Annotated in this window: 27 protein-coding genes; 10 read left to right on the top strand and 17 right to left on the bottom strand. The window is 66.4% G+C overall.

What is annotated here, in order from left to right:
• Window positions 1-4 precede the first annotated feature (4 nt).
• The 5 genes from MU856_RS13860 (at window position 5) to MU856_RS13840 (ending at window position 4,414) form a co-directional block, all read left to right on the top strand.
• The gene (locus MU856_RS13860) at window positions 5-895 is read left to right on the top strand and encodes a LysR substrate-binding domain-containing protein (protein WP_186402917.1); all 891 of its coding nucleotides are present in this window, start codon (window positions 5-7) and stop codon (window positions 893-895) included.
• Window positions 896-958: 63 nt separating this feature from the next.
• On the top strand, window positions 959-1,186 hold the full coding sequence (locus MU856_RS13855; RefSeq protein ID WP_263587770.1) for a hypothetical protein: 228 nt from the start codon (window positions 959-961) through the stop codon (window positions 1,184-1,186).
• Window positions 1,187-1,232: 46 nt separating this feature from the next.
• The gene (dxs, locus tag MU856_RS13850) at window positions 1,233-3,161 is read left to right on the top strand and encodes a 1-deoxy-D-xylulose-5-phosphate synthase (RefSeq protein WP_263587769.1); all 1,929 of its coding nucleotides are present in this window, start codon (window positions 1,233-1,235) and stop codon (window positions 3,159-3,161) included.
• A complete protein-coding gene (locus MU856_RS13845) occupies window positions 3,158-3,718 on the top strand; it encodes an STM3941 family protein (protein WP_263587768.1) in 561 nt (186 codons plus the stop codon). The genes dxs and MU856_RS13845 overlap by 4 nt, the downstream gene beginning before the upstream one ends.
• Before the next feature lie 21 nt (window positions 3,719-3,739).
• Window positions 3,740-4,414: a hypothetical protein gene (locus MU856_RS13840; RefSeq protein ID WP_263587767.1), complete on the top strand. Its 675-nt coding sequence runs from the start codon at window positions 3,740-3,742 to the stop codon at window positions 4,412-4,414.
• Window positions 4,415-4,464: 50 nt separating this feature from the next.
• Here the strand turns inward: MU856_RS13840 and MU856_RS13835 are convergent, their stop codons facing one another.
• The 9 genes from MU856_RS13835 to purE form a co-directional block, all read right to left on the bottom strand.
• Entirely contained in the window at window positions 4,465-4,884 is a 420-nt protein-coding gene (locus MU856_RS13835; protein WP_003040968.1) for a DUF3035 domain-containing protein, read from the bottom strand.
• A 27-nt stretch (window positions 4,885-4,911) separates the two neighbouring features.
• Window positions 4,912-5,436 (bottom strand): signal peptidase II, encoded by a 525-nt coding sequence (lspA, locus tag MU856_RS13830; RefSeq protein WP_263587766.1) that lies wholly within the window; start codon window positions 5,434-5,436, stop codon window positions 4,912-4,914.
• Window positions 5,433-8,447: an isoleucine--tRNA ligase gene (ileS, locus tag MU856_RS13825; protein WP_263587765.1), complete on the bottom strand. Its 3,015-nt coding sequence runs from the start codon at window positions 8,445-8,447 to the stop codon at window positions 5,433-5,435. Before ileS ends, lspA begins: the two co-directional genes overlap by 4 nt.
• 125 nt (window positions 8,448-8,572) lie before the next feature.
• Entirely contained in the window at window positions 8,573-9,613 is a 1,041-nt protein-coding gene (locus MU856_RS13820) for a glycerophosphodiester phosphodiesterase family protein (RefSeq protein ID WP_062901767.1), read from the bottom strand.
• 50 nt (window positions 9,614-9,663) lie between these two features.
• Window positions 9,664-10,605 (bottom strand): bifunctional riboflavin kinase/FAD synthetase, encoded by a 942-nt coding sequence (locus tag MU856_RS13815; RefSeq protein ID WP_062901768.1) that lies wholly within the window; start codon window positions 10,603-10,605, stop codon window positions 9,664-9,666.
• Between the two features lie 117 nt (window positions 10,606-10,722).
• A complete protein-coding gene (locus MU856_RS13810) occupies window positions 10,723-11,907 on the bottom strand; it encodes a dipeptidase (RefSeq protein ID WP_263587764.1) in 1,185 nt (394 codons plus the stop codon).
• A 37-nt stretch (window positions 11,908-11,944) separates the two neighbouring features.
• Complete coding sequence (locus MU856_RS13805) at window positions 11,945-12,442, bottom strand: dihydrofolate reductase (RefSeq protein ID WP_062901770.1); 498 nt, start codon at window positions 12,440-12,442, stop codon at window positions 11,945-11,947.
• Window positions 12,439-13,512: a 5-(carboxyamino)imidazole ribonucleotide synthase gene (locus MU856_RS13800; protein ID WP_082819897.1), complete on the bottom strand. Its 1,074-nt coding sequence runs from the start codon at window positions 13,510-13,512 to the stop codon at window positions 12,439-12,441. The genes MU856_RS13805 and MU856_RS13800 overlap by 4 nt, the downstream gene beginning before the upstream one ends.
• 6 nt (window positions 13,513-13,518) lie before the next feature.
• The gene (gene purE / locus MU856_RS13795) at window positions 13,519-14,028 is read right to left on the bottom strand and encodes a 5-(carboxyamino)imidazole ribonucleotide mutase (RefSeq protein ID WP_003040942.1); all 510 of its coding nucleotides are present in this window, start codon (window positions 14,026-14,028) and stop codon (window positions 13,519-13,521) included.
• A 186-nt stretch (window positions 14,029-14,214) separates the two neighbouring features.
• On the opposite strand from purE, the gene MU856_RS13790 reads away from it, so the two are divergent.
• Both MU856_RS13790 and MU856_RS13785 read left to right on the top strand, forming a co-directional pair.
• A complete protein-coding gene (locus MU856_RS13790) occupies window positions 14,215-14,856 on the top strand; it encodes a GGDEF domain-containing protein (protein WP_003040940.1) in 642 nt (213 codons plus the stop codon).
• Between the two features lie 49 nt (window positions 14,857-14,905).
• Window positions 14,906-15,238, top strand: coding sequence for a hypothetical protein (locus MU856_RS13785; RefSeq protein WP_062901771.1), 333 nt, complete (start codon window positions 14,906-14,908; stop codon window positions 15,236-15,238).
• 31 nt (window positions 15,239-15,269) lie between these two features.
• Here MU856_RS13785 and MU856_RS13780 read toward each other — a convergent pair whose 3' ends face one another.
• Window positions 15,270-15,581, bottom strand: coding sequence for a hypothetical protein (locus MU856_RS13780; protein ID WP_263587763.1), 312 nt, complete (start codon window positions 15,579-15,581; stop codon window positions 15,270-15,272).
• A complete protein-coding gene (locus MU856_RS13775; protein WP_186402985.1) occupies window positions 15,578-15,835 on the bottom strand; it encodes a hypothetical protein in 258 nt (85 codons plus the stop codon). The genes MU856_RS13780 and MU856_RS13775 overlap by 4 nt, the downstream gene beginning before the upstream one ends.
• Before the next feature lie 143 nt (window positions 15,836-15,978).
• On the opposite strand from MU856_RS13775, the gene MU856_RS13770 reads away from it, so the two are divergent.
• Entirely contained in the window at window positions 15,979-16,620 is a 642-nt protein-coding gene (locus MU856_RS13770) for a helix-turn-helix transcriptional regulator (protein ID WP_062903112.1), read from the top strand.
• Window positions 16,621-16,667: 47 nt separating this feature from the next.
• Here the strand turns inward: MU856_RS13770 and MU856_RS13765 are convergent, their stop codons facing one another.
• The 3 genes from MU856_RS13765 to MU856_RS13755 all read right to left on the bottom strand — a co-directional run bounded on the left by MU856_RS13765 (window position 16,668) and on the right by MU856_RS13755 (window position 18,185).
• Window positions 16,668-17,222: a DUF4402 domain-containing protein gene (locus MU856_RS13765; RefSeq protein ID WP_202988225.1), complete on the bottom strand. Its 555-nt coding sequence runs from the start codon at window positions 17,220-17,222 to the stop codon at window positions 16,668-16,670.
• 112 nt (window positions 17,223-17,334) lie between these two features.
• Window positions 17,335-17,538: a zinc-finger domain-containing protein gene (locus MU856_RS13760; RefSeq protein WP_062901775.1), complete on the bottom strand. Its 204-nt coding sequence runs from the start codon at window positions 17,536-17,538 to the stop codon at window positions 17,335-17,337.
• Between the two features lie 71 nt (window positions 17,539-17,609).
• Complete coding sequence (locus MU856_RS13755; RefSeq protein WP_234178503.1) at window positions 17,610-18,185, bottom strand: DUF4402 domain-containing protein; 576 nt, start codon at window positions 18,183-18,185, stop codon at window positions 17,610-17,612.
• 110 nt (window positions 18,186-18,295) lie between these two features.
• On the opposite strand from MU856_RS13755, the gene MU856_RS13750 reads away from it, so the two are divergent.
• Complete coding sequence (locus MU856_RS13750) at window positions 18,296-19,219, top strand: ABC transporter ATP-binding protein (protein WP_186402925.1); 924 nt, start codon at window positions 18,296-18,298, stop codon at window positions 19,217-19,219.
• A complete protein-coding gene (gene nadB, locus MU856_RS13745) occupies window positions 19,212-20,798 on the top strand; it encodes an L-aspartate oxidase (RefSeq protein WP_062901776.1) in 1,587 nt (528 codons plus the stop codon). Before MU856_RS13750 ends, nadB begins: the two co-directional genes overlap by 8 nt.
• Before the next feature lie 227 nt (window positions 20,799-21,025).
• Here the strand turns inward: nadB and MU856_RS13740 are convergent, their stop codons facing one another.
• From MU856_RS13740 to MU856_RS13730, 3 genes are read right to left on the bottom strand one after another with little or no spacing between them, the layout of a single operon-like run.
• The gene (locus MU856_RS13740) at window positions 21,026-22,246 is read right to left on the bottom strand and encodes a M20 metallopeptidase family protein (protein WP_263587762.1); all 1,221 of its coding nucleotides are present in this window, start codon (window positions 22,244-22,246) and stop codon (window positions 21,026-21,028) included.
• Between the two features lie 55 nt (window positions 22,247-22,301).
• Window positions 22,302-23,528 (bottom strand): hypothetical protein, encoded by a 1,227-nt coding sequence (locus MU856_RS13735; RefSeq protein WP_062901778.1) that lies wholly within the window; start codon window positions 23,526-23,528, stop codon window positions 22,302-22,304.
• On the bottom strand, window positions 23,525-24,697 hold the full coding sequence (locus MU856_RS13730; RefSeq protein WP_062901779.1) for an acyl-CoA dehydrogenase family protein: 1,173 nt from the start codon (window positions 24,695-24,697) through the stop codon (window positions 23,525-23,527). The genes MU856_RS13735 and MU856_RS13730 overlap by 4 nt, the downstream gene beginning before the upstream one ends.
• Window positions 24,698-24,700 lie beyond the last annotated feature (3 nt).

Raw genomic sequence — 24,700 nt, 5'->3', positions numbered from 1 at the left:
ATCGATGGACCGGCTGCTGACTCTTGAGATGTTCGTGGCGGTGGCGGGCGAAGGCGGATTCGCTGCCGCCGCGCGCAAGATCGGCAGTTCGCCGCCCGCGGTGACGCGGGGCATTGCTGCGCTCGAGGAGCGGCTCGGCACGAGCCTTTTCCACCGCTCGACCCGCGCGGTCGCGCTGACCGACGAGGGCGCAGTCTTTCTGGGGCAGGCGCGGCGTATCCTGGCCGATCTTGCGGGGGCCGAGCGGGCGCTGCGCGGTGGCGAGGCCGAACCGCGCGGCCAACTCTACCTGACCGCGCCGGTGATGTTCGGGCGGCTGCATGTCCTGCCCGTGGTCGGCGACCTGCTCGCCCGGCATGATGCGCTGGCGGTGCGGATGATGCTGATCGACCGCAATGTCCGCATTGTCGAGGAGGGCATCGACATCGCGCTGCGTATCGGACCGCTTGCCGATTCGAGCCTGAAGGCGGTCCGCATCGGCGCGGTGCGGCAGATGTTGGTCGCGAGCCCCGGCTATCTGGCGCGGCGGGGCGCCCCCGCGACGATCGACGCGCTCGCCGACCATGATCTGATCATCTCGACCGGGCCGCGCGCGGCGGGCGAATGGAGTTTTGCCGAGCGTCGCTGGCGGGTCGAGCCGCGCCCGCGGCTGGTGGTGAACACCGTCGATGCGGCGATGGCGGCGGCCGAAGCGGGGATCGGAATCGCCAATCTGCTGAGTTATCAGGTGATGGACGGCGTCGATGGCGGGCGCCTGATCGCGCTGCTCAACGCCAAGCAGCCGCCGCCCTTGCCTGTCCATCTGGTCTTCGAACCGTCGCGCGCCGGCCTGCCCGCGGTCCGCCTTTTGATCGAGGCGATGCGGCGCCGGATGCGATCGGCGGGGCTGGGGTGACGCGGGCACCGCGCTCCGCTACGGCATGGTGATGACCGATCGTCTCTTTCCGACCGCGCGCCGATGAGCCGCGCTCCGCGCCTTGCCGGCTATGCGCTGATGGCGGCGGCGGTGCTGCTGGCGCTTGCGATGCGGCGCGGGCTGATCGAGAGCCTGGGGCCGTTTCCGGTCGCGGCGGTGGCACTGCTGATCGGGATGATCGGCGTGATGCTGGTGTTCACCGACCTGATGGTGCGCGGGCTTTATGCACAGATCGGTGCGGCCGAGCGAGCCGAGGACGAGGGCGAGTAGCGCCTTTTCGTTCGACACTATCGGCGCTTATCATTATGACGGGCCGATGACCGACCGTCCGCATACGCCGCTGCTCGACACGGTGGATGTCCCCGCCGACCTCCGCAAGCTCAAGCCCGAACAGCTTCGCCAGTTCGCCGACGAACTGCGCGCTGAAACCATTTCCGCCGTGGGAACCACGGGCGGCCATCTGGGGTCGGGGCTGGGCGTCGTCGAACTTACCACCGCGCTGCATTATGTCTTCGACACGCCCCGCGACAAGATTGTGTGGGACGTCGGCCACCAATGCTATCCGCATAAGATCATCACCGGCCGCCGCGACCGGATCCGCACGCTGCGCCAGGGCGGCGGGCTGTCGGGCTTCACCAAGCGCAGCGAGAGCGAATATGACCCGTTCGGCGCCGCCCATTCGTCGACCTCGATCAGCGCCGCGCTGGGCTTTGCGGTCGCGAACAAGCTGAAGAACGAACCCGGCCGCGCGATCGCGGTGATCGGCGACGGGTCGATGTCGGCGGGCATGGCCTATGAGGCGATGAACAATGCCAAGCAGGCGGGCAATCGCCTGATCGTCATCCTGAACGACAATGACATGTCGATTGCGCCGCCGGTCGGGGGCCTGTCGGCCTATCTGGCGCGGCTGGTGTCGTCGCGGCCCTTCGTCGAGCTGCGCGAAATCGCGCGGCGCTTCGCCCGCAAGCTGCCGCAGCCGCTGCACAAGGCGGCGAGGAAGACCGACGAGTTTGCGCGCGGCATGGCGATGGGCGGAACGCTGTTCGAGGAACTGGGCTTTTATTATGTCGGCCCGATCGACGGCCATAATCTCGACCATCTGATCCCGGTGCTCGAGAATGTCCGCGACAGCGACCATGGCCCGGTGCTGATCCATGCGGTGACGATGAAGGGCAAGGGCTATGCCCCCGCCGAGGCCGCCGCCGACAAATATCATGGCGTCCAGAAATTCGATGTCATTACCGGCGAGCAGGCGAAGGCGCCGCCGGGGCCGCCCGCGTATCAGAATGTGTTCGGCGAAACGCTGGCCAAGCTCGCCGATAGCGACCCGCGCATCGTCGCGATCACCGCCGCGATGCCGTCGGGCACCGGGGTCGACAAATTTGCCAAGGCGCATCCCGACCGGAGCTTCGACGTTGGCATCGCCGAACAGCATGCGGTGACGTTCGCGGCGGGGCTCGCGGCGCAGGGGATGCGGCCGTTCGCGGCGATCTATTCGACCTTCCTCCAGCGCGCCTATGACCAGGTCGTGCATGATGTTGCGATCCAGAATCTGCCGGTGCGTTTTGCGATCGACCGCGCCGGGCTGGTCGGTGCCGACGGATCGACCCATGCGGGATCGTTCGACGTCACCTATCTCGCAACGCTGCCCAATATGGTGGTGATGGCGGCTGCCGACGAGGCCGAGCTGGTCCACATGACCTATACCGCGGCCGAATATGACGACGGCCCGATCGCCTTTCGCTATCCGCGCGGCAATGGCACCGGCGTACCGCTGCCCGACACGCCCGAGAAGCTGGAGATCGGCAAGGGCCGCATCGTGCGTGCCGGCAAAACGGTCGCGATCTTCTCGCTCGGCACCCGGCTTGCCGAGGCGCTGAAGGCCGCCGACACATTGGAAGCGCGCGGTCTGTCGACGAGCGTGATCGACCTGCGCTTCGCCAAGCCGCTCGACGAGGAGCTGATCCGCAAGACGCTGGCGAGCCACGAGGTGTGCGTGACGATCGAGGAGGGCGCGATCGGCGGGCTGGGCGCGCATGTGCTGACGCTGGCGAGCGACGCGGGGCTGATCGACGCAGGGCTGAAGCTGCGCACGATGCGGCTGCCCGACATGTTCCAGGACCAGGATTCGCCGCAGGCGCAATATGACGCCGCGGGGCTGAATGCGCCGCAGATCGTCGACACGGTGCTGAAAGCGCTGCGTCACAATAGCGCGGGGGTCGAGGAAGCGGGCGCACGGGCTTGAGCGGCGCGGCGGCCTCTGGCGAGGTCTTCGAAGCATATTATTCGATTCCGCGGCTGCTGCTGGCGCTGGCCGGCGCTTTGGCCTTTGTTGCGGCGGCGCTGTTGATGGCAAACACCGGGCTTGTGTCGGGTTCATGGCTGGTCGCGGTGGCTGCGGTCGCCGGCATCGCTTTTTTCGGCTTTGTCGCCGCGATTATCGTCCGCCGCCTGTTCGACCGGCGCGTCCAGCTTCGCATCGATGCCAAGGGAATCATGGTGCGCGAATGGTCGGATCAGGTGATCGCGCATCGTTCGATCCGGCGCGCGAGCGACATGGGACAGTTCGTGGGGCTCTTCCTGCACAAGCCCGAAAAATATCCGACGACCAATCCGATGCGACGCTTTCTGCTGCGCGTCGGGGGCGAATTGCAACGATCGGCGGGCGATATCTATATCATGAAATATCAGTATGACCGCCGCGCGGAGGCGATTTTTGACGCGCTCGACCGGATGCGGCCACGCACGGCATTCGAAGAAGAGGTTGAGCGTCGGGTGGCTAAAGCGCGCGCGTCGAGCTGATCCGCAGGAAAGGGAGCCTCGATGGATTTCCTGAAACTGATCCAGTCGCTCGACGAACTGCTCTACGAGGTCATGTCGTGGCTGATCTTCTATCCGGTCACGCTGTGGCGGGCGCTCGCAAAGCCGCTCAAGATGATGGATTATTCGGAGGCCGAACTGGGCGATCCGGCCGAGCGGCAATATACCGACACGCTGTCGCCGCCGCTGTTCCTGCTGCTGACGCTGGTAATCTGCCACGCGATCGAACTGTCTATCGTGGGGCAGAATGCGGTGATCTTGCGCCGGACCGGACTGGGCGGACTGGTCAATGATGATTCGACCTACATCCTGCTGCGCGTCGCCTTTTTCAGCCTCTTTCCGTTGATCATGGCGGCGCGGCTGGTACGCGCGCGCAACGTCAAGCTCGACCGGGTGCCGCTCAAGGCGCCCTTCTACAGCCAATGCTATGTGACCGCGCCCTTTGCGCTGATGGTGTCGACGAGCGGAATTCTGATGCAGCTCAAGCCGGGTGACAGTCCCCTCTGGGGCTTGGCGCTGCTCATCGCCGCGCTGCTATGGTTCGGCAGTTTGCAGATATTATGGTTCGCACAGCATCTGCGGATCGGCCGGCTGCGGGCCGCGCTCCATGCCTCGCGCGCAATGGTCGAGGCGCTGATCGCTTTCGTCGCGATTTCGCTGATTTTCGTGGGGATATGAAAACGGCCCGGGGGTGCCGGGCCGTTTCGATCAATTGCCTGCGCGCAGGATCAGGCGCCGGGGATCGACGCGCTGGCTTCGCGGCCGTCGCCCTGCGGCGCGGCGATGATGTCGCGGGTGACGAGGCCCTTGTCGACGACCTGCGTGTCGGGGCTGCCGACCTGGCTGCGGATGCCGGGGTCGGCGCGCGCGCCGTCGGCGCTGCCGATGATCGCGTCTTCGGCCGGGCTGCGCGGCGATTCGCCGCCGAAGAGCGCGCGCAGCGTCTGTTCGGCGGTGGTTTCGTTGCCGGGCCGCGCCGCGCCGGGGGCGGGCGGGGTCAGCGAGAAATCGGGCGGAACGACGAGCGGCGCCTGCCGCGACACCGCCATTTCGTCGGGGCGCTGGCGGCTGAACAGGCTGTTCGATCCGCAGGCCGACAGCGTCATCGCGACGATCGAGGCGGCAAGGATGGCTTTGGTCCGGTTCACTTCAAATAGACTCCCTATGCGCCCCGTTTACTCTTTCGCCGCCTGGTCGGCGGCCGTGGGGGTCTTTTCGCCGAAGAGCAGCGCGCGCGCAACCAGCAAAAGCACGCCGAGCGTGATGCAGGCGTCGGCGACGTTGAAGATCATGAAGGGGCGGAAGGCCCCGAAATGCAGATCGGCGAAATCGACGACATAGCCGAAACGCACGCGATCGATGATATTGCCGAGCGCGCCGCCGAGGATCATCGCGAGCGCGATGACGTCGCCGCGCGCCTTTTCGCGCGTCATCCACAGCGCGACCGCCGCCGCGACGATTGCGGTCACCGCGACGAGCGTCCAGCGCGTCGTATCGTTGCACTTGGCGAACATCGACAACGAAATGCCGCAGTTTTCCGCCCAGGTCAGGTTGAAGACCGGCAGCAGCTCGATCTGCCCATAGGGCTGGGTTTCGAGCGACAGCGGCACGACCACCACCCATTTGACGAGCTGATCGAGACAGAAGGCAATCGCGGCGACGATCAGGCCGAAGCGCAGGTGGGGAGAACGCGTGCTCATTGCGCGTCCAATACCGTCTCGCAGCGATTGCACAAGGCGCCGTCGGCGGTCACTTCGGGCAGATGGCGCCAGCAGCGGCCGCATTTGTGGTTTTCGGTGCGCTTCACGTCCCAGTCGCCTTGATGGACGGTCGAGGTGATGAAGATTTCCTCATAATCCACGTCGCCGGCTCCGTTCGGGAGCCATACTTCGGCTTCGAGGCTGGAGCGGATGGTCTTTTCGCGGCGCAGCGGCTCGATGCGTTCGGTGACGAGAGCGCGGGTGCCGCGGATTTGCGCCCACTTCTCAATCAACTCGTCATTCCCGCGAAGGCGGGAATCCAGCTTTTCACCGTCGTTGGAAGCTGGACCCCCGCCTTCGCAGGGGTGACGGAGGAGGGCGGCGAAATCCGGCCACTCCAGCAGGTGGACGCTGCCCGCGTCGGGATAGCGCGTGCCCCATACTTCTTCGCTGGTGAACACGAGCACCGGCGCGGCGTAGCGGACGAGGGCGTGGAACAGCACGTCGAGCACGCTGCGATAGGCGCGGCGGGTGTCGGTGCCGAGCGGCGCGGCGGGGCCGAGGTCGCAGTAGAGGACGTCCTTGCGGATATCGAAATAGAAGGCCGACAGATCCTCGTTGCAGAAATCGGCGAGGAGGCGCGTGTAGGCATTATAGTCGAAATCATCGACCGCTTGGCGCAGCTTGGCGTCGAGATCGGCGAGCAGTGAGAGCATATAGCGTTCGAGTTCGGGCATCGCCGCGACGTCGGTGATGCGTTCTTCCTCCGTAAACCCGTCGAGCGCGCCGAGCAGGTAGCGGAAGGTATTGCGCAGTTTGCGATACTGGTCGGCGACCCCGGCGAGGATTTCCTTGCCGATGCGGTGATCCTCGGTGAAATCGACGCTGAGCGCCCACAGGCGCAGGATGTCGGCGCCATAGTCGCGCATCAGGTCGATCGGGCTGATCGTGTTGCCCAGCGACTTCGACATTTTGAAGCCCTTGGCGTCCATCGTGAAGCCGTGGGTGAGGACGGCCTTATACGGCGCCTGCCCGCGCGTGCCGCAGCTTTCGAGCAGCGACGACTGGAACCAGCCGCGATGCTGGTCGCTGCCTTCGAGATAGAGGTCGGCGCTGTGGGTGCCGCCGTCGTGGCGGACGAGCGCGGGCCAGCGACCGCTTTCGAGGACGAAGGCGTGGGTGCAGCCCGAATCGAACCAGACGTCGAGAATGTCGGTGATGCGCTCGTAATCGGCGGCGTTGTAGCTATCGCCGAGATATTCCTGCGCGCGCGCGTCGCTCCACGCATCGACGCCGGCTTCCTTCACCGCCGCGACGATGCGGTCGTTGACAAGCGGGTCGTTGAGATATTGCCCGGTCTTGCGGTCGACGAACAGCGTGATCGGCACGCCCCATGCGCGCTGGCGGCTGAGCACCCAGTCGGGGCGTCCTTCGACCATCGACCCGATGCGGTTGCGGCCCTTGGCGGGGACGAAGCGCGTGTCGTCGATCGCCTGCATCGCCGCCTGCCGCAAGGTCGGGGCGTCGCACAGGCCCTCTTCGGCGGGGTTGATCGCGCCGCCTTCGCCTTCCCAGCGCCGTTCGCCGCGCGTCTTGGGCTCGATATGCGTCATCACCTTGTCCATCGGCACGAACCATTGCGGGGTGCAGCGGAAGATGATCTTGGCCTTCGAGCGCCAACTGTGCGGATAGCTGTGCTTATAGTCGGCGCTGGCGGCCAGCAGCGCACCGGCTTCGCGAAGGTCTGAGCAGATCGGGCCGTCGGGGGCGTTGAACTTGGGGTTGATCACCGATCCCTGACCGCCGAGCCAGCCCCAGTCCTCGCGATATTTGCCGTCGCCCTCGACCGCGAAGACGGGGTCGAGCCCATTCGCCTTGCAGAGGTCGAAGTCGTCTTCGCCGTGATCGGGCGACATATGGACGAGGCCCGTGCCGCTGTCGGTGGTGACGAAATCGCCCGCGAGGAAGGGGCGCGGACGCGCAAAGAAGCCGCCGAGTGCGTGCATCGGGTGGCGGGCGATGGTGCCGGCGAGGTCGCTGCCTTTGATCGTTTTTACGACGTCGCCCGGTGCGAACCCGTGCATTGAATGTTTGGTGCGCTTGTGGAACTCGTCCAGCAACGGTGCAGCGACTAGATATTTGAGATCTTCAACTAAGGGCATTGGATCGCCGGGGTTGAGCATTTTGGCTTGGCCACGCGCGGTAGCTACCAGCACATATTCAACCTCCGGCCCATAGGCCAAAGCCTGGTTCACCGGGATCGTCCAAGGCGTCGTTGTCCAGATCACCGCATGCGCGCCGACCAGCTCCGCGATCGGGCTTTCAACGATCTCGAACGCCACGTCGATCTGGGTCGAGACGATATCCTCATATTCGACTTCGGCCTCGGCGAGCGCGGTCTTTTCGACCGGCGACCACATCACCGGCTTGGCGCCGCGATAGAGCATGTCGTTGGCGGCGAATTTTAAGAGTTCGCGCACGATGGTCGCCTCGGCCTCATAATCCATCGTCAGATACGGATGGTCCCAGTCGCCGCCGATGCCGAGACGCTTGAGCTGCTCGCGCTGGGTGTCGACCCAATGCTGCGCATAGGCGCGACATTCGGCGCGGAACTCCTCGACCGGAACCTCGTCCTTGTTGAGCTTTTTCTTGCGATACTGTTCCTCGACCTTCCACTCGATCGGCAGGCCGTGGCAATCCCAGCCGGGAACATAGGGCGCGTCCTTGCCCTTCAGCGTCTGGGTGCGGACGACCATGTCCTTCAGGATATGGTTGAGCGCATGGCCGATGTGCATGTCGCCATTGGCGTAGGGCGGGCCGTCGTGGAGGATGAACTGGTCGCGGCCACGGCGCGCTTCGCGAATCTGCGCCTCCAGATTGCTCTCGAGCCATTTTGCCAGAATCAGCGGCTCCTTCTGCGGCAGGCCGGCCTTCATCGGGAAGTCGGTCTTGGGCAGGAAGACGGTGTCGCGGTAATCGCGCTGATCGGGGGCGGAGGTGCTGTCGGTCATGGTCGCGGCGCTTAGCGCAAGTGAGGCGCGCTAGTCACGTTTAAGTTGATCGCGCCATGTCCGAGGCGATTCGAAGGGCGTCTGCGCCCCGGCTTTCGCCGGGGTTCACTAGGCCCGAAACGGAGCTATTTCTGGCGCGGGCGGAGCGCCGGGCCGAGATTGTAGATGTCGTCGATCCACACATAGCCGGTAAAGCTGGCCGGGATGCGCGTAAGCTGGTCGACGCGCCACAGGCCCATGCCGCCCTGTTTGTCGCCGCGGGCGCCGGTCATCAGGACGCGGGTGCCGTGCGCCGCCGCGCGCGCCTGCAGGCGGTCGGGCCAGCCCCAATAGGCCCATTGATAGTCGAGCGGCACCATAATTGTGCCGCCGACGCAGCTCGGCGGATACCAGCCCGACCAGCCGAACTTGATGTAATCGCCGGTGCAGCGCTTGGCACCTTCGGGGTCGAGCGTCCAGGCGCGCGGCGCGCGGGCGCGGATCGGCTGGAGCACGCGCGCATTGCCGAAAAAGCCGAATCGCGGCTGGTTCGGATCGATCCCCGCGCGGGCAAAGGCGGCGAGCGCCAGCGCGCCTTCGCGCGGGTCGCGCGACTTGAAGTTGACGATCAGCGACGCATGGCCGAGGTCGCGCAGCACATCGTCGAGGCTGGGCATCAATCCCACCCCCTTGCCGCGCAGGGGGAAGGTTTTTCCGCCGTCGGCGGTATAGCCGTAGCCGATGTCGAGCCGTTTGAGTTCGGCCATCGTGCGGTCGCGAATATTGCCCTTGCCCTCGGTGCGGCAGTCGAGCGTCCAGTCGTGGAACACCGCAAGCCGGCCGTCCTTCGTCGCCGCGACGTCGAACTTCACCGCCCCGGCATCGCGGCCGATCGCGACCTTCATCGAAGGCAGGCTGTTTTCGATATAGGCATGTTCGGGCGGATGGATGCGCGTCGCGGTGCAACTGTCGTCGGTGACGCCGCGATGGTCGAAAAGCTGCGAAACGCCGCGGTGCGCGATCAGGACGCGCTTGCCGACGGGATCGGGCGCGAGCCAGGTCGCGTTCGACAGGGTGAGCCAGGCGACGAGCGCGGCGAAGAGCCAGAGGAAGATTTTGGTGCCGCGCTTCATCGGCTTTTTGGGCGGGCCGGAGAGGCCGGCGGCCCAGTCGTCGCTGTCGGTCATCTTTCCCCCGTCGTCAAGTTGGACCCGGGCCCCGGTTCATGGCGGGCATGTCAGACGTCGGCGAGCAGCCGCTTCGCCTCGTCACAATCCGCCGCAATCTGCGCCATCAGCGCGTCCATCCCCTCATATTTCGCCTCGGGCCGGATGAAGGCGCGGAATTCGACGTCGATTTCCTGACCGTAGAGATCGCCGTCGAAATCGAAGAAATGCGGTTCGAGCAATTCCTTGGGCGGATCGAAGCTCGGCCGGATGCCGAGGTTCGCGGCGCCTTTCAGGATGCGGCCCCCCGGCCCCTCGCTTAGCAGGCGGCCGGTGACGGCGTAGATCCCGTAGCGCGGGCGCAAATAGGTGCCCATGTCGATGTTCGCGGTCGGAAAGCCGAGCAGGCGGCCGTTCTTGTCGCCATGCTGGACGGTTCCGCGCACCGTGAAGGGGCGGGTGAGCAGGCGCGCCGCGGTCGCGCAGTCGCCCGCGCGCAGCGCGTCGCGGATGCGGCTCGACGAGATCACCTCGGTGCTGTCGTCGACCGGCGCGACCATCTCGGTAAAGAAGCCGAGGCGGCGGGCATGATCGGCGAGGGTCACGACATCGCCGCCCCGGCCCTTGCCGAAGACGAAATCGGCACCGGTGACGACCCCCGCCGCGCCATAGCGTTCGAGCAGCAATTCGGTGATGAAATCCTCCGCCGTCGTCGCGGCGAGCGCGGCGTCGAAGGGCAGGACGAGCATCGCGTCGGCGCCCGCCGCGCAGAACAATTGCTGCCGCTGGTCGAGCGTGGTCAGGCGGAAGGGCGGCGCGTCGGGTTTGAAGACGCGCACCGGATGCGGATCGAAGGTCGCGACGATCGCCGGGCGCCCGTCGTCCTTGGCATGATGCACCGCGCGGCCGACCACCGCCTGGTGTCCGGCGTGAAAGCCGTCGAAATTTCCAAGCGCGATGACGCCGCCACGCAGCGCACCCTCGATACGTTCGTGGCCGTCGAGGCGGATCATGGCCACCCTGTCTTCCGTTCGTGCTGAGCTTGTCGAAGCACTGTTCTTTCTTTCAACCTCGCCAGAAGGAAGGGCGGCCCTTCGACACGCTCAGGGCCGACGGATTTGGAAATCGAGTCATCGGGCCGGCGGCGTCAGCGGCACGATCCCCGCGCGGATGACGCGGAGCGCGTTGCCGCCCATCGCGGCGCGGATGTCATCGTCGCTGAAGCCCGCGTCGAGCAGCGCCTGCGTCACCTGAACCAGCTTCGACGTGTCGAAGCGGACCGTGGTCGCGCCGTCATAATCGCTGCCGAGCGCGACATATTGGATGCCGACGAGGTCGCGGACATGCTTCATCGCCCTGGCGACGCTGGCGGGCGAGGTGTCGCACACCGCCGCGTCCCAATAGCCGATGCCGATGACGCCGCCGGTCGCGGCCAGCCCACGGATTTCGTCGTCGGTGAGGTTGCGGTTGACCTTGCACGTCGCCTGCACCCCGCCGTGGCTGGAGACGACGGGACGGCGCGCCATCTTGAGGATGTCGACGACGCAGGCGTGGCTGCAATGCGCGATGTCGACGATCATGCCCTTCGCTTCCATCCGGCCGATCAGGTCGCGGCCGAGCGGGGTGAGGCCGCCCTTTTTCAGCCCGTGCATCGATCCGGCGAAGATATTGTCGAAGAAGTGGGTGATCCCCGCCATGCGGACGCCGGCGCCGTAGAGCTTGTCCAGATTGTCGATATTGCCGTCGAGATCGTGGAGCCCCTCGACACTGAGCATCGCGCCGACGGGCGGTGGGGTTTTAGTGCGCCGCGCGGCGAGCAGCGTGTCGAGTTCGGCGGGGCTCGCGACCGCCATCAGCTTGCCGTCCGACGCCGCGGCGGCGCGGTGCAGCTTCGTCGCGTGCCAGAGCGAGCGTTCGAGCAGCGAGTTCCACGTCCGCACTGGCTGCAGCTGCGCGATCACCAGCGGGGTGATATTGTCGCTGTCGTCGCCATTGGCGTCGTAATTCTGGCCCTTTGGCGATTTGGTGGTGCTGGAGAGGATCTGGAGCGCGACATTGCCCTCTTCGAGCCGCGGCAGGTCCATATGGCCGCGGGTCGCGCGGTTCAGGAAATTGCGCCCCCACAGCAGGCTGTCGCTGTGCAGATCGACGATCGTCAGCGTCTTGTGCAGCGCGGCGGCGCGCGCGCTGACCGTTGGCAGCGGCTTGCCGTCGACCTTGTTGAGCCCGCGCTCGATCATGCCGGGGGCGAGGAGGAAGAAGGCGGCCGCCCCTACGACGAGCAGTGCTAAGATGCCGATCAGCCAGCGGCGCATGTCAATTCTCCCCCATTGTCCCGCTTTGCGCGTGCCATCATCCCGCTTTGCGCGTGAAGGTGACGAAGCTGTAGGCCGGGCGCCCCGCGTCGTCGGCCGGATGATCCTCGCGCGCCACGACCTGCCAGTCGGCGGAATCGGGATAGGCGATGGTCGCATCTCCCGCGGGTTCGATCGCAACCTCGGTCAATTCGATCCGCGTCGCGAGCGGCAGGAACAGATCGTAGATTTCGGCGCCGCCGATCACCATCGCCTGCGGCGCATTGGCGAGGCGCAGCGCTTCCTCGACGCTGGCGACGGGCTCGGCGCCTTCGTCCTGCCAGCCCGCGTCGCGGGTGAGGACAATGTGGCGCCGCCCCTCCAGCACCGTGGGCAGGCTGTCGAAGGTCTTGCGGCCCATGATCATCGGGCGGCCCATGGTGAGCTGTTTGAAGCGGCGCAGGTCGGCGGGCAGGTGCCAGGGAATCTTGCCCCCGGCACCGATCACGCCATTGGCGGCGCGTGCGAGGACCAGCGTGATATCCGGGCGGTTCATCGGGGAGAGGCTCCAACCCAAGTGACGTGGCCGAGCTTGCGCCCGTCGCGCACCTCGGTCTTGCCGTAGTGATGCACGTGCGCGGCGCCGTCGGCAAGCAGCGCCGGAATCTTTTCGATCTGCGCGCCGATCAGATTGTGCATCGTCACCGGCAGTAGCGGCACCGCCGTATCGCCGAGCGGCAGGCCCGCGACGGCGCGGATATGGTTTTCGAACTGGCTCGTCACCGCGCCCTCGATCGTCCAGTGGCCGCTGTTGTGGACGCGCGGCGCCATCTCGTTGAACACCGGCCCCGCGTCGGTGGCGAAAAATTCGCCGGTGAGCACGCCGACATAGTCGAGCCCATCGCCGATCGCCGCCATCATCGCGCGCGCCGCGGGTTGCTGGTCGAGGACGATGGACGGCGGCGGCAGGCTGGAGACGGCGAGAATGCCGCCTTCGTGGACATTCGCCGAACTGTCCCAAAAGCGCGTTTCGCCGTCGATGCCGCGCACCATGATAACCGAAAATTCATGGTCGAAGGCGACGAAGCCTTCGAGGATCGCGGGCTGCCCGCCGATCGCCTCCCACGCCGCATCGGCATCGGCGGGCGCGGCGATTCGCGCTTGTCCCTTGCCGTCATAGCCCATGCGCACGGTCTTGAGGATCGCGGGGGTGCCGATGGCGGTGAGCGCGCTATCGAGTGCCGCGCGCGTCGGCACCGCGGCAAAAGGCGCGGTGCGGCCGCCGAGATCGGCGACGAAGGATTTTTCGGTGAGCCGGTCCTGCGCGATTTCGAGCGGCTTGCCGCCCGGATGGACCGCGACATGGCCCGACAGGAAACGCACCGTGTCGACCGGGACATTTTCGAATTCGAAGGTCACGATGTCGCACGCGGCCGCGAAGCCCGCGAGGCGCGGTTCATCGTCCCACGCCGCCTGCGTGTGGTGGGCGGTGACTTCGGCCGCGACGCTTTCGGCGTCGGGGGCATAGACATGAACTTTGTAGCCGAGCTGTGCGGCGGCGACCGCGAGCATCCGGCCAAGCTGGCCGCCGCCCAGGATGCCGATCGTCGATCCGGGGGAAAGCAAAGCGGGTCAGCCTTCGCGCACGGGCGTCGGCGCGACGCTGTCGGTCTGTTTCGCGCGCCACGCGTCGAGCCGCGCGGCGAGGTCCGCATCGGTGTTGGCGAGCAACGCGGCGGCGAACAGCCCCGCGTTGGTCGCGCCCGCCTTGCCGATCGCAAAGGTCGCGACGGGGACGCCGCCGGGCATCTGGACGATCGAATAGAGGCTGTCGACGCCGCTGAGCGCCGCCGACTGGACCGGCACGCCGAGCACGGGAACGCGCGTCATCGCCGCGACCATGCCGGGCAGATGCGCGGCGCCGCCGGCGCCCGCGATGATCGCCTGGAGCCCGCGGTCGGCGGCGCCCTTGGCATAGGCGACGAGCCGGTCGGGGGTGCGGTGCGCGGAGACGATATGCACCTCGTGCGCGATGCCGAATTCTTCGAGGATCTGGACCGCATGCGCCATCGTCGGCCAGTCCGACTGGCTGCCCATGATTACGCCGATGCTGGCTTTCGCGCTGGCTGCGCCGTCGCCCATTCCGTCCCTCCTGCCCGGGCGATGAATCGCCGCTGCCTCCCCCTAGCGACTCGACCGCGCGCGGGCAATGTCACCAAAATGGCACCGCGTTTACGTCTTGGTATCAAGTCGTGGCTAACCTGCCTGCCATGCCCATCCTGCCGGCGTCCTGCCGGCGACCCACCGGATGCGCATCGGGGATAGGGAATGGATAGCGTAGGGGGGGCGCGGATCGCGGTCGAAAGGGCCGGTTTCGTATCCGTCGACTCCATCGAGGACCAGTTGCGCGAAATGCGCCGCGAACGCGATGCGTTGCGCCGTGAGAACCGCATCCTGAAGATCGCGGTCGCGGAGCTCGAACGCGTGTCCGAACGCGATACGCTGACCCCGCTGTTCAATCGCCGCTACTTCCTGACCGCGATTCACCAGCGCCTCGCGCGCTTCGAACGCCATGCCGAAAGCGCGGCTGTCGTGTTCATCGACGTCAATCAGCTCAAGCAGATCAACGACACGCTGGGGCATGCCGCCGGCGACTTCGCGCTCATGCAGATCGCGGGCCGCCTGTCGGCGTCGATCCGGTCGACCGATGTCGCAGCGCGGATCGGCGGTGACGAATTCGGGCTGATCCTCGATCAGTCGAGCGAAAAGGGCGCCCGCGCGCAGATCGAACGGCTGGCCGAGGTGCTGAGCGCCGAGCCCGCCAACTATGACGGGCAGGAGGTTCGCCTGTCGGCCTGCTTCGGCGTCGCGATGCTGCAGACCGGGATGAGCGAATCGGACGTGCTCGCCGCCGCCGACCGCGACATGTATCGCTGCAAACAGCGCGAAGTCGCCCGCACCCACCGCTAACCCAGCGTTAACCAAAGGCGCGCATCCTCCCTTTATGGACAGGGGGTGGATGATGCGTACCCAGGCCGATTTTTTCACCGATATCGAAAACCAGATTTCCGGGCAGATTGGCGCGCTTGCCGAAGCGCTCCCGCATTGTGCGTTGACCCAGATCGTGCAGGGGGTCGACGACATTCGTTGCCTTGCGCGCGATCATGGCTTCGCGATCGTCGAAACGCTGGCGAGCCAGCTCGAATCGGCAGTGGCCGGGGGCGGCTATCGCGCCGCCGTCCTGACCTATCTCGACGCGATGAACGATGCGGTGCGCGCACCGCGCGGCCCGATGCCCGCGGCCGCGCAGGAAGCCTGGCTCGCGTCGGTCGCGATGCGCCTCGGCCATTAAACCCGGCTATTCGCACACCGCGAGCTAGCGCTTAATCCTCCACGCTCAATAATTCGACCCATAGGCCGCCTGGCTGCGCTTCGACCGCGACATCGGCGACGATGTGGCCGGCCAGCCGCCAGTCGAAGGCGGCGAGCCGCGCCGAAAAATCAGTGAGGGCGGTTCCGGCGGGCAGCGTCAGCGCAAACCGGTGGCGCGCTCCGATGAAATTGGCGCTGGCCCAAGGTCGCATCGTCGATGCGCCGAGCTGCGATCCCGGCGGCAGCAAGCGCGTCAGCAGGCGCGCGATGCGGCGGTGCGGGCAGGTGGGCCGCATGGGGGCGGTGGGCGACCAGCGGATCATGCGCGGCGGCTCTTGTTGGCGCGGCTGCCGACGCGGCGGTCGCCGATCGGCGTCACGCGGCCGGCCCGGAAGTCGGCACGCCATTTGTTCATGAAATGTTCCGCACGGCAGATCACCGCGCGGCCACAGATCCGCCCGCCGCGAAGGTCGCTCACCAGCCGCGGGTCGTGGACGGCGGCGCGGCCGAACACGCTCGGCGGCATATCGGCCTCTTTCAGAAAGGCCTCGATCCGTTCCAGCAAAATGCCCTGCATCGTCATCTCCCTGCCCGCGATTCGATCAATAGGATAATTCCTATTTGATTGGCATTTTCCTACTTGTCTAGGAAAAATCCTATTGCTAGAGATGAAATAGGAAGGACCAGTCCTTGACCGATATCGACGACGACCCGCGCCGGATGCTCGACCGGCTGCTGACCGAAAAGGGGGTGGATTATGCCCAGCTTTCGGCGCGCATCGGGCGCAACCCCGCCTATATCCAGCAATATATCAAGCGCGGATCGCCGCGGCGGTTGGGTGAACAGGACCGGGCGCGCATCGCCGCCTATCTGGGCGTGTCGGAGGCGCTGCTGGGCGGCCCGGCGCTACGCGTCGCCGCGCCTACGCCGCGCGCGCGCGGCCGCGACCTCGTGCTGGTGCCAAAGCTGGCGATCGGCGCTTCCGCGGGGCCGGGCGCGAGCGTCGATGGCGAAGCTGTGGAAAGTGAGGTCGCCTTCGATCCGCGCTGGCTGCGCGATCTGGGCGCCGACCCGCGCGCGCTGAGCATCATTCGCGTCGAAGGCGATTCGATGGCGCCGACGCTGGGCGATGGCGACGATATATTGGTCGATGGCGGCGACGCGGCCGCCCGGCTGCGCGACGGCATCTATGTGCTGCGGATGGACGATGTGCTGATGGTCAAACGCATCGCGCGCGCGCCGGGGCCGGGGCGCGTGTCGGTCATCAGCGACAATCCGCACTATCGTAGCTGGGACGATCTGCCGCTGTCGGCGATCCGGCTCGTCGGCCGGGTCATCTGGACGGGGCGCAGGGTGCGCTAGGACCGCTCGCTATCTTCTGATTGGTGATCGGCCCAGGGTCGAACCGGCTAGAGATAATTGACCGTCAGCGTGAAGGTGCCGCTGTAATCGCCCTCGGGCTGGTTCGCCGGGACGCTGAGCGTGCCGCCGACATAATAGGTTTGCACCCCGCTGGGCAGCAGCGTCGCGCTCGACCCGAGCAGGATAATGCCGCCGCCGCTTGTCGTCATCGCGCGGGTCAGCGTGGCGGTCATTGCGGGCGCGCCGCCGCCTGCGCGGGTCAGTGTCGCCGAATTGCTGCCGCTGACAGTGATCAGCAGCAGGCCGCCGGTACCCTGGAATACCCCGCGCTGCGCGCCGCTGCCGGCGAGCGTGACGCCGCCCGCCGAGCCGCGCGCATTGGTCGCCGGATTGACCGTCACCGTGCCCCCGGTCGCGCCGCTGACGATCGTGCCGAAATCGAGGTCGTCGGTCTTGATGAGCGTGTTCGGCCGCACCACCGCGGCATTCGCGGTGCCGGTCGTCTCGGCCGCCGATGCGGACGGCCCCATCAGCGCCGCTGCCGTGGCAGCGGCGGCGAGGCATAAGGCCATCGGTCGGAAGTTGGTCCCTTGAATTCCCACGATTCTGCTCCTGTCCGGCACACTATGCCAGCAGGGCATGAAGGGAGGATGCGCAGGCATGGTAAAGCGGGTCTTTACCTTTGCGCGGAGGCGGTGCGTCAGGCCCCCGACTCTATGCCTTGTCAGCGACCCCGCCGATCAGCACGAAACGCCGATCGCAATAGCCGCAATCGACGTACCCATCGTCGGGATCGATCTCCAGCCAGACGCGCGGGTGGCCGAGCGCGGCGTTGGCGAGCCCGTCGCCCGTGCCGTCGCATGCGATGCGGGTCTTGGACGTGCGGATCGTTTCGGGAGCGGGTGCAGGCTGGGTCATCGACGCGCCTTTAGCAAGCAGGTGCGGGCGGGGCAATCGGTCTCGATCGCTCCGCCCGCAACGGGCGACGCTTACAGATAGTTCAGCGTGATCGTGAAGGTGCCGCTGTAGTCGCCGGGCGCCTGATTGGCATTGACCTCCAGCGTCGCGCCGACTGGAAAATTATAATTGCCCAGCGCCGAGGTGATGCGGAAGCGCGTCGGCGAGGTCGAGAGGATCGCGGTCGGGGTGCTGCCGATCTCGAAATCGCGCACGCGCATCCGCTGGCCGGGGCCGGTGATCCAGATGCTGTTCGAACCGAGCGAGATATTGACCTGGCGATTGTAGCTGCCGAGCCCGGCGAAGCGCGCCGGTTCGCCCGAACTGCCCGCGAGCGTCGCGCCGCCGGTGCGGCTGCGCGTGCCGTCGGGGGCAAGCCGCACGGTGCCGGCGCTGCCCGAGGCGATGATGTCGCCGAAATCGAGGTCGTTGACCTTGAAGAAGGACAGCGGCCGCAGCACGATCGCTTCGGCCTGTGCCTGCGTCGTCGATTGCGGCGATGTGGTCTGGGCATGCGCCGCCGGTCCGATCGCCGGAGCCGTCAGCAGAGCGCACGCTGCGAAGCCGCGCAGTATGGCGCGCGGGTCGATGATGTGTCTGGTCCTCACGCATCCCCCCTTAGCGGTGAGGTCGCAAAATATGCTTACAGCTTATGGTAAAGAAAAGCTTGCCGCCGAGGCCCTTTCGCACCCGCACCGGCGCGGCTATGGAAGGCGCCATGAGTGAAGCCGCCATCCGCATCGACGCCGTTTCCAAAATCTATGCCGGGGGCAAGCAAGCGCTCGACAATGTCAGTTTCGATGTGCCGCGAGGTCAGATATTCGGACTGCTCGGCCCGAACGGCGCGGGCAAGTCGACGCTGATCAACATCCTCGCGGGGCTGGTCAACAAGACCAGCGGCCATGCGAGCATCTGGGGCTTCGACATCGACGCCGACCCGCGCAACGCCAAATATTCGATCGGTATCGTGCCGCAGGAAATCGTCTTCGATCCATTTTTCACGCCGTTCGAGACGCTGGAGAACCAGGCGGGCCTGTATGGCGTGCCGAAGGGCAAGCGCATTTCGGACGAATTGCTGGCGGCGGTGCACCTTAGCGACAAGCGCGATGCCTATGCGCGCACGCTGTCAGGCGGCATGAAGCGCCGCCTGCTCGTCGCCAAGGCGATGGTCCATTCGCCGCCGATCATCGTGCTCGACGAACCCACCGCGGGGGTCGATATCGAACTGAGGCAGCAGCTTTGGGAATATGTGCAAAGCCTCAACGACCGCGGCGTAACGGTGGTGCTGACGACGCATTATCTGGAAGAAGCCGAGGAGCTGTGCGACCGTATCGCGATCATTAACCACGGCAAGCTGATCGCCAACAAGCCGACGCGCGAGCTGGTCGACATGGCGCGCGAGAAGATCGTCGTCGTGACGCTGGATGCCGATGTCAGCGTGCTGCCGTCGCACTCTGCCTTCGACAAGGTCGAGCGCGAGGGCGAACGGGGGCTGGCGATCAGCTACAACAAGGATCGCACCAACGCGGGCGAGGTGCTCGCGGCGGTGAATGCGATGGGGCATGGCATCGTCGACGTGTCGACGCGCGAGGCCGACCTTGAGGATGTGTTCCTGAATTTGACGCGCGCGGCGAATGGCTGAGGCCGCGACCCACGACGTCATCATCGTCGGTTCCGGCGCGGCGGGGCTGACAGCGGCGATCGCGCTGGCGGAGCATTGCCGTGTTCTCGTGCTTGCGAAGGGCGAGCTGACCGGCGGGTCGACCGCCTGGGCACAGGGCGGGATCGCGGCGGTACTCGACGCGGGCGACACGTTCGAAAATCATATCAACGATACGATGATCGCGGGGGCCGGGCTCAACCGGCGCGAGACGGTCGAGTTCGTCGTCGAAAATGCGCCCCACGCGATCGAGCGGCTGATCGAAATGGGCGTGCCCTTCAACAAGGAGGCCGAGGCGCTGCACCTGACGCGCGAGGGTGGCCATTCGCACCGCCGCATCGTCCACGTCGACGATGCGACCGGCTGGGCGGTGCAGGCGGCGCTGCTCAAGACCGCCGAGGCGCATCCGAATATCACGCTGCTGCCGGGACAGGCGTGCATCGACCTGATCAGTGGACGTCATGAGCTACGCTATTCGGGGTCGGGCCATGTCTGGGGCGTCTATGCGCTCGACGAAAAGACGGGGAAGGTCCACGCGCATGTCGGCCGCGCGACCATATTGGCGAGCGGCGGGGCGGGGCGCGTCTATCAATTTTCGACCGCGCCGCGCGGCGCGACGGGTGACGGCATCGCGATGGCGTGGCGCGCGGGCGCGCGCGTTTCCAACATGGAAATGATGCAGTTCCACCCGACCTGCCTTTACAATCTGGAGGTCAAGAATTTCCTGATTACCGAGGCGGTGCGCGGCGAGGGCGGGATATTGAAGCATCCCGTCACCGGCCATCGCTATATGCCCGATTACGACCCGCGCGCCGAACTGGCGCCGCGTGATATCGTGGCGCGCGCGAACGACGATCAGATCAAGCGCTTCGGCCTCGACTATGTCCACCTCGACATCAGCCAAAAGGACCCCGATTTCGTCGCGGGGCATTTCCCGAACATCCACGAAAAGCTGCTGACGCTGGGTATCGACATGACGAAGCAGCCGATCCCGGTGGTGCCGGCGCAGCATTATACCTGCGGCGGCATCCTGATCGACCTTGACGGCCGCACCGACCTGCCGGGGCTCTATGCGGCGGGAGAATGCACCGAAAGCGGGCTGCACGGAGCCAACCGCCTGGCGTCCAACTCGCTGCTCGAATGTTTCGTCTTCGGCGAGGCGGCGGCGAAGGATATCATCGCCCGCTGGAACCAGCTCGAAACGCCGCCGCCGATCCGCGCGTGGGATGAAAGCCGCGTCACCGATTCGGACGAGGAAGTCGTCATCAAGCAGAACTGGACCGAGATCCGCCGCTTCATGTGGAACTATGTCGGCATCGTGCGCACGACGAAGCGGCTGGAGCGCGCGCAGCACCGTATCAACATGATGACGCACGAGGTCGAGGATTATTACGGACATTTCCGCGTGACGACCGATCTGATCGAGCTGCGCAACCTGCTCCAGTGCGCCGACCTGATCGTGCGCAGCGCCCTGCATCGCAAGGAAAGCCGCGGGCTGCACTATACGCTCGATTACCCGCGTCTGCTTCCTGAGGCACGCGACACGGTGCTGGTTCCTTAAACGCACAGCGCGCCGCGGATATTGCACCACGGCGCGCCGGCTTACGCCCTGCCTCCCCATGACCCCGCGATGCGGCGCGGGGCCGAAGGCCCCACCTCCGGGAGCGGCCAGAGCGGCCCGGAAGGGCCGCCGGCGATGAAGGGATCGCAGCGGTCGACCGGAACGCCCCCACCATGCGGCGCCAATTCCTGCTGCGCATTGACCGAAGTCAAAAAAGCGCCGGTGCGTCAGGCAAAACCCTCGTTCAAAAAGCGTTCGGCGAGGGCGGCGTGGAGGGCGGCGCCGCGGGCCATGACCTTTTCGTCGAGTATCATGCGGTTCGAGTGGAGGCCGCAGCACTGGCGCCAGTCGCTGCCCGCCTCGCTGGCGCCGAGCCAGAACATCGCGCCGGGCACTTTTTCGAGCACATAGGCGAAATCTTCAGCCCCCATCACCGGATTGTCCATCGTCAGCCAGGCCGCCTCGCCGAATGCCTCTTCGACGACGCTCTGACCGAAGGCGGCGGCGCGGCTGTCGCACACGGTGACGGGGAAGCCCTCCTCGATTACGATCTCGGCGGTGCAGCCATGCGCTTCGGCGATCGCGGGGACGAGGCGCCGCAGTTCGGCGGCGACCATCGCGCGGCGATGCGGCGACAAGGTGCGGATCGTGCCCTGCATGTCCGCGGTTTCGGGGATGATGTTGTTTGTCGTGCCCGCGGCGATTTTGGCGATGGTGATGACGGCGGGATCGAAGACCGAGATGCGGCGCGTCACCATTGTCTGGATCGCGGTGACGATCGCGCAGGCGACGGGGATGGGGTCGATCGCATCCTGCGGCATGGAGGCGTGGCCGCCGGCGCCCTTGACGGTGATCGAGAGGACGTCGGACGAAGCGAGCAGCGGCCCGGCGCGCCCCGCGAAGATGCCGTGCGGCGCGTTGGGCATGATGTGGAGCGCGAAGGCCGCGTCGGGCAGCGGATCGATCAGCCCGTCGTCGAGCATAAACCGCGCGCCGTGATGCCCTTCCTCGCCGGGCTGGAACATGAACATCACCGTGCCGGGCAGGCGGTCGCGCGCCGCACAGAGCAGCTTCGCCGCGCCGACAAGCATCGCGACATGTGTATCATGGCCGCAGGCATGCATCGCGCCGCTGGTTTCCGAGGTGAATGCGAGGCCCGTATCCTCGACCAGCGGCAGCGCGTCCATGTCGCCGCGCAGCAGCACAGTGCGCGCGTTCCCGCCATTCCCCGCCAAACCCCCGCGCAGGATCGCGACCAGCCCCGTGGTCGACGGCCCTTCGCGAAATTCGAGCGGCAGGCCGGCGAGAGCGTCCTTGATCTTGGCGAGCGTCTTGGGATTCTGAAGGCCGAGTTCCGGCTCGCGGTGGATAGCGCGGCGCAGATCGACGAGATCATCAAGGAGGGTTTCGGCCTCGGCGGGCCAGCGGCTTGTTTCGGTCAGCGTCATCTCTCGATCCTCGACTGGGGGCGTCACGCGATCCTAGAACGTCGCCGCCGGCTTGTCAGCCTGCCGCGGCGCGGCCGAGGGTCAGCACGGCGAGCGCGATGGCGATGGCGCTGCCGTGCAGGACGATGCGGCCCCAGCGGGTCGGGGCGGGGTCGATCCATTCGACGACGAGTGCGGTCGCCGACTGGATGCCATAATAGAGAACGAAGGCTTTGGACGCCCAGGCGATGACGGTGAAGATGTCGCCCGCCCACACCACCGCGATCGAGGCTGATGCTGCGATGACATAGCCGATAGCGACGGGGATTCGCTGGCGCGAGGCGCCGGCGACGAGGCCGCTGGCGCCGTTGAGATCGGCCACCGCCGCCGAAAGCTGCGACAGAAGGGCGGCGACGATGATCGCCGGCGCAACGAGGGTGCCGACGGGGCGCAGCAGTTCGATGACATGGGTGTCGCCGCCCTCGGGCGGCAGGCGCCCGTCGAGCCACGGCGTCAGGAGGCCGATGAAGAGCATGTAGACGACGAAGGCGATCCACTGCGCATGGCGCATCGTGCGCACTCGCGTCGCGCGGTCGTAGCTGTCGCCGAGGTAGCGAGACGTTTCGAACCCCTGGACGAGGATGATGAGGCCGAGCAGGATGCGGACCGCGTCGAAACCCTCCGCCTGGTCGGCGAGCGGACGGACCGCGACCGTTCCCGCCGCGACTTCCGACCCCAGCGCCCAGGCGAGCGCGGCGATGAGCGCGGCGATCATCGCCAGCTTAAGCCCGACCGAGCCCAGCTCGACATGCTCGAGCCAGCGCAGACCGCCGAAATAGCCGAGGGTGCCGAGCAGCGCGAGGATCGCGGTCGTCATCCCGTGCGCAACCACCGGATCGACGACGCCGAACGCCTTGAGCGCGAAATCGGCGAGCAGGTCGAGATAATAAGCGACCGAGACGAAATAGGCGAGGATCAGCGCAAGATCGGCGGCGCGGTCGAGCCAGAGCAGCACCGGCGGCGGCGATTCGGCCGCGAGCATCGGTTCGAGGCGACTGATATTGTCGCGCACCGCAAGGCCGAAAAGATAGGAAATGGCGCAGAGCGCCGCCATCGCCGCGACCGCATAATGGCCGGCGACATGGCCAAGGATCGGCCCCGCGACGAGGAAGCCTGACCCGATGATCGACGCGAGTGGCGTGACGGTCGCGCGCCAGTCGCGCGAGCGCAGCAGCGGCGGCGACAGCATCACCGCCGCGGTCGCGACGGCGACGACGAGCAGAACGAGGTTGGTCGAACTCACCGACCGCCGAAGAGCTGCCGCCCCGCCAGATCGAGCATGATTTCCTCGCTGCCGCCGCCGATCGCGTTGACGCGAACCTCGCGGTAGATGCGTTCGACCTTGCTGCCAGTGATGTAGCTCGCGCCGCCCAGCACCTGCGCCGCCTCGCGCGCGACCGCCTCGAGCATCCGGGTCGCCTGCACCTTGAGCATCGCGAAATCGGCGGGGCGGTCCTTGCCGGTCTTCACCTGCCAAGCGCAGAGGTCGACCCACGCCTGCGTCGCTTCGATCTGGCGTTCCATATCGGCGAGCTTGATGCGGATCGACTGGTGGCCGACGAGCGGCTTGCCGAACGTCTCGCGGTTCTGCGCCCATTCTACGGCCTCGGCGAGCGCGACGCGGGCATAGGCGCAGCAGCCCATCGCCATGCCGAGCCGTTCCGAATTGAAGTTGCGCATGATGCCGATGAAGCCGCCGTTCTCGGGCCCGATCAGGTTTGCAGCGGGGACGCGGACGTCCGCGAAATGGATCGCCGCGGTGTCGCTGCAGCGCCAGCCCATCTTGTCGAGCCGCGTGCGTTCGACGCCGGGTGCGTCCATGTCGATGAGCAGCAGCGAGATGCCGCCCGCGCCCGGACCGCCGGTGCGCACCGCGCAGGTCAACCAATCGGCGCGCATGCCGCTGGTGATGAACATCTTGCCGCCATTGACAACATAATCGTCGCCGTCGCGCACCGCCGTCGTCTTGAGGTTGGCGACGTCGCTGCCGCCGCCCGCTTCGGTAATGCCGAGCGCGATGATCTTGTCCCCAGCGAGCACGGGCGGCGCGACCCGCTGTTTCAATTCGTCCGAGCCCAGCGCGAGGATCGGCGGCAGGCCGATGCCGTGCGTCATCAGCGAGGCACCGAGTCCGCCCGCGCCGACCGCGGCGAGCTCCTCGGTCAGAACGAGGCCGTGGAAATTGTCGAAGCCTTCGGAATGGCCGCCATATTGCTCGGGGTAGCGCAGGCCAAGTATACCCGCTTCCGCCGCCTTCTTGTGCAGCGCGCGCGGCAACTCGCCCTCGGCCTCCCAGCGGTCGATGTGCGGTGCGATCTCGCGTTCGACGAAGCGGCGGACGCTTTGCGCCAGCGCCTCGTGGGTTTCGTCATAATAGGGGGAACGGGCGCACCAATCGTCGAAAGCAGTCATACC

Origin of the sequence: Sphingopyxis sp. GC21, assembly GCF_025727575.1 — a bacterium.
Lineage (GTDB): Bacteria > Pseudomonadota > Alphaproteobacteria > Sphingomonadales > Sphingomonadaceae > Sphingopyxis > Sphingopyxis terrae_A.
Note: the sequence above shows the minus strand (reverse complement) of the source record. Positions and strands in the feature narration are given on the sequence as shown.

Coding starts and splice junctions, on each gene's coding strand:
- MU856_RS13860 (WP_186402917.1), top strand. CDS start 5: ATGGACCGGCTGCTGACTCTTGAGATGTTCGTGGCGGTGGCGGGCGAA.
- MU856_RS13855 (WP_263587770.1), top strand. CDS start 959: ATGAGCCGCGCTCCGCGCCTTGCCGGCTATGCGCTGATGGCGGCGGCG.
- dxs (WP_263587769.1), top strand. CDS start 1,233: ATGACCGACCGTCCGCATACGCCGCTGCTCGACACGGTGGATGTCCCC.
- MU856_RS13840 (WP_263587767.1), top strand. CDS start 3,740: ATGGATTTCCTGAAACTGATCCAGTCGCTCGACGAACTGCTCTACGAG.
- lspA (WP_263587766.1), bottom strand. CDS start 5,436: ATGAGCACGCGTTCTCCCCACCTGCGCTTCGGCCTGATCGTCGCCGCG.
- ileS (WP_263587765.1), bottom strand. CDS start 8,447: ATGACCGACAGCACCTCCGCCCCCGATCAGCGCGATTACCGCGACACC.
- MU856_RS13820 (WP_062901767.1), bottom strand. CDS start 9,613: ATGACCGACAGCGACGACTGGGCCGCCGGCCTCTCCGGCCCGCCCAAA.
- MU856_RS13815 (WP_062901768.1), bottom strand. CDS start 10,605: ATGATCCGCCTCGACGGCCACGAACGTATCGAGGGTGCGCTGCGTGGC.
- MU856_RS13810 (WP_263587764.1), bottom strand. CDS start 11,907: ATGCGCCGCTGGCTGATCGGCATCTTAGCACTGCTCGTCGTAGGGGCG.
- MU856_RS13805 (WP_062901770.1), bottom strand. CDS start 12,442: ATGAACCGCCCGGATATCACGCTGGTCCTCGCACGCGCCGCCAATGGC.
- purE (WP_003040942.1), bottom strand. CDS start 14,028: ATGGGCGACGGCGCAGCCAGCGCGAAAGCCAGCATCGGCGTAATCATG.
- MU856_RS13790 (WP_003040940.1), top strand. CDS start 14,215: ATGGATAGCGTAGGGGGGGCGCGGATCGCGGTCGAAAGGGCCGGTTTC.
- MU856_RS13785 (WP_062901771.1), top strand. CDS start 14,906: ATGATGCGTACCCAGGCCGATTTTTTCACCGATATCGAAAACCAGATT.
- MU856_RS13780 (WP_263587763.1), bottom strand. CDS start 15,581: ATGATCCGCTGGTCGCCCACCGCCCCCATGCGGCCCACCTGCCCGCAC.
- MU856_RS13775 (WP_186402985.1), bottom strand. CDS start 15,835: ATGCAGGGCATTTTGCTGGAACGGATCGAGGCCTTTCTGAAAGAGGCC.
- MU856_RS13770 (WP_062903112.1), top strand. CDS start 15,979: ATGCTCGACCGGCTGCTGACCGAAAAGGGGGTGGATTATGCCCAGCTT.
- MU856_RS13760 (WP_062901775.1), bottom strand. CDS start 17,538: ATGACCCAGCCTGCACCCGCTCCCGAAACGATCCGCACGTCCAAGACC.
- MU856_RS13750 (WP_186402925.1), top strand. CDS start 18,296: ATGAGTGAAGCCGCCATCCGCATCGACGCCGTTTCCAAAATCTATGCC.
- nadB (WP_062901776.1), top strand. CDS start 19,212: ATGGCTGAGGCCGCGACCCACGACGTCATCATCGTCGGTTCCGGCGCG.
- MU856_RS13740 (WP_263587762.1), bottom strand. CDS start 22,246: ATGACGCTGACCGAAACAAGCCGCTGGCCCGCCGAGGCCGAAACCCTC.
- MU856_RS13730 (WP_062901779.1), bottom strand. CDS start 24,697: ATGACTGCTTTCGACGATTGGTGCGCCCGTTCCCCCTATTATGACGAA.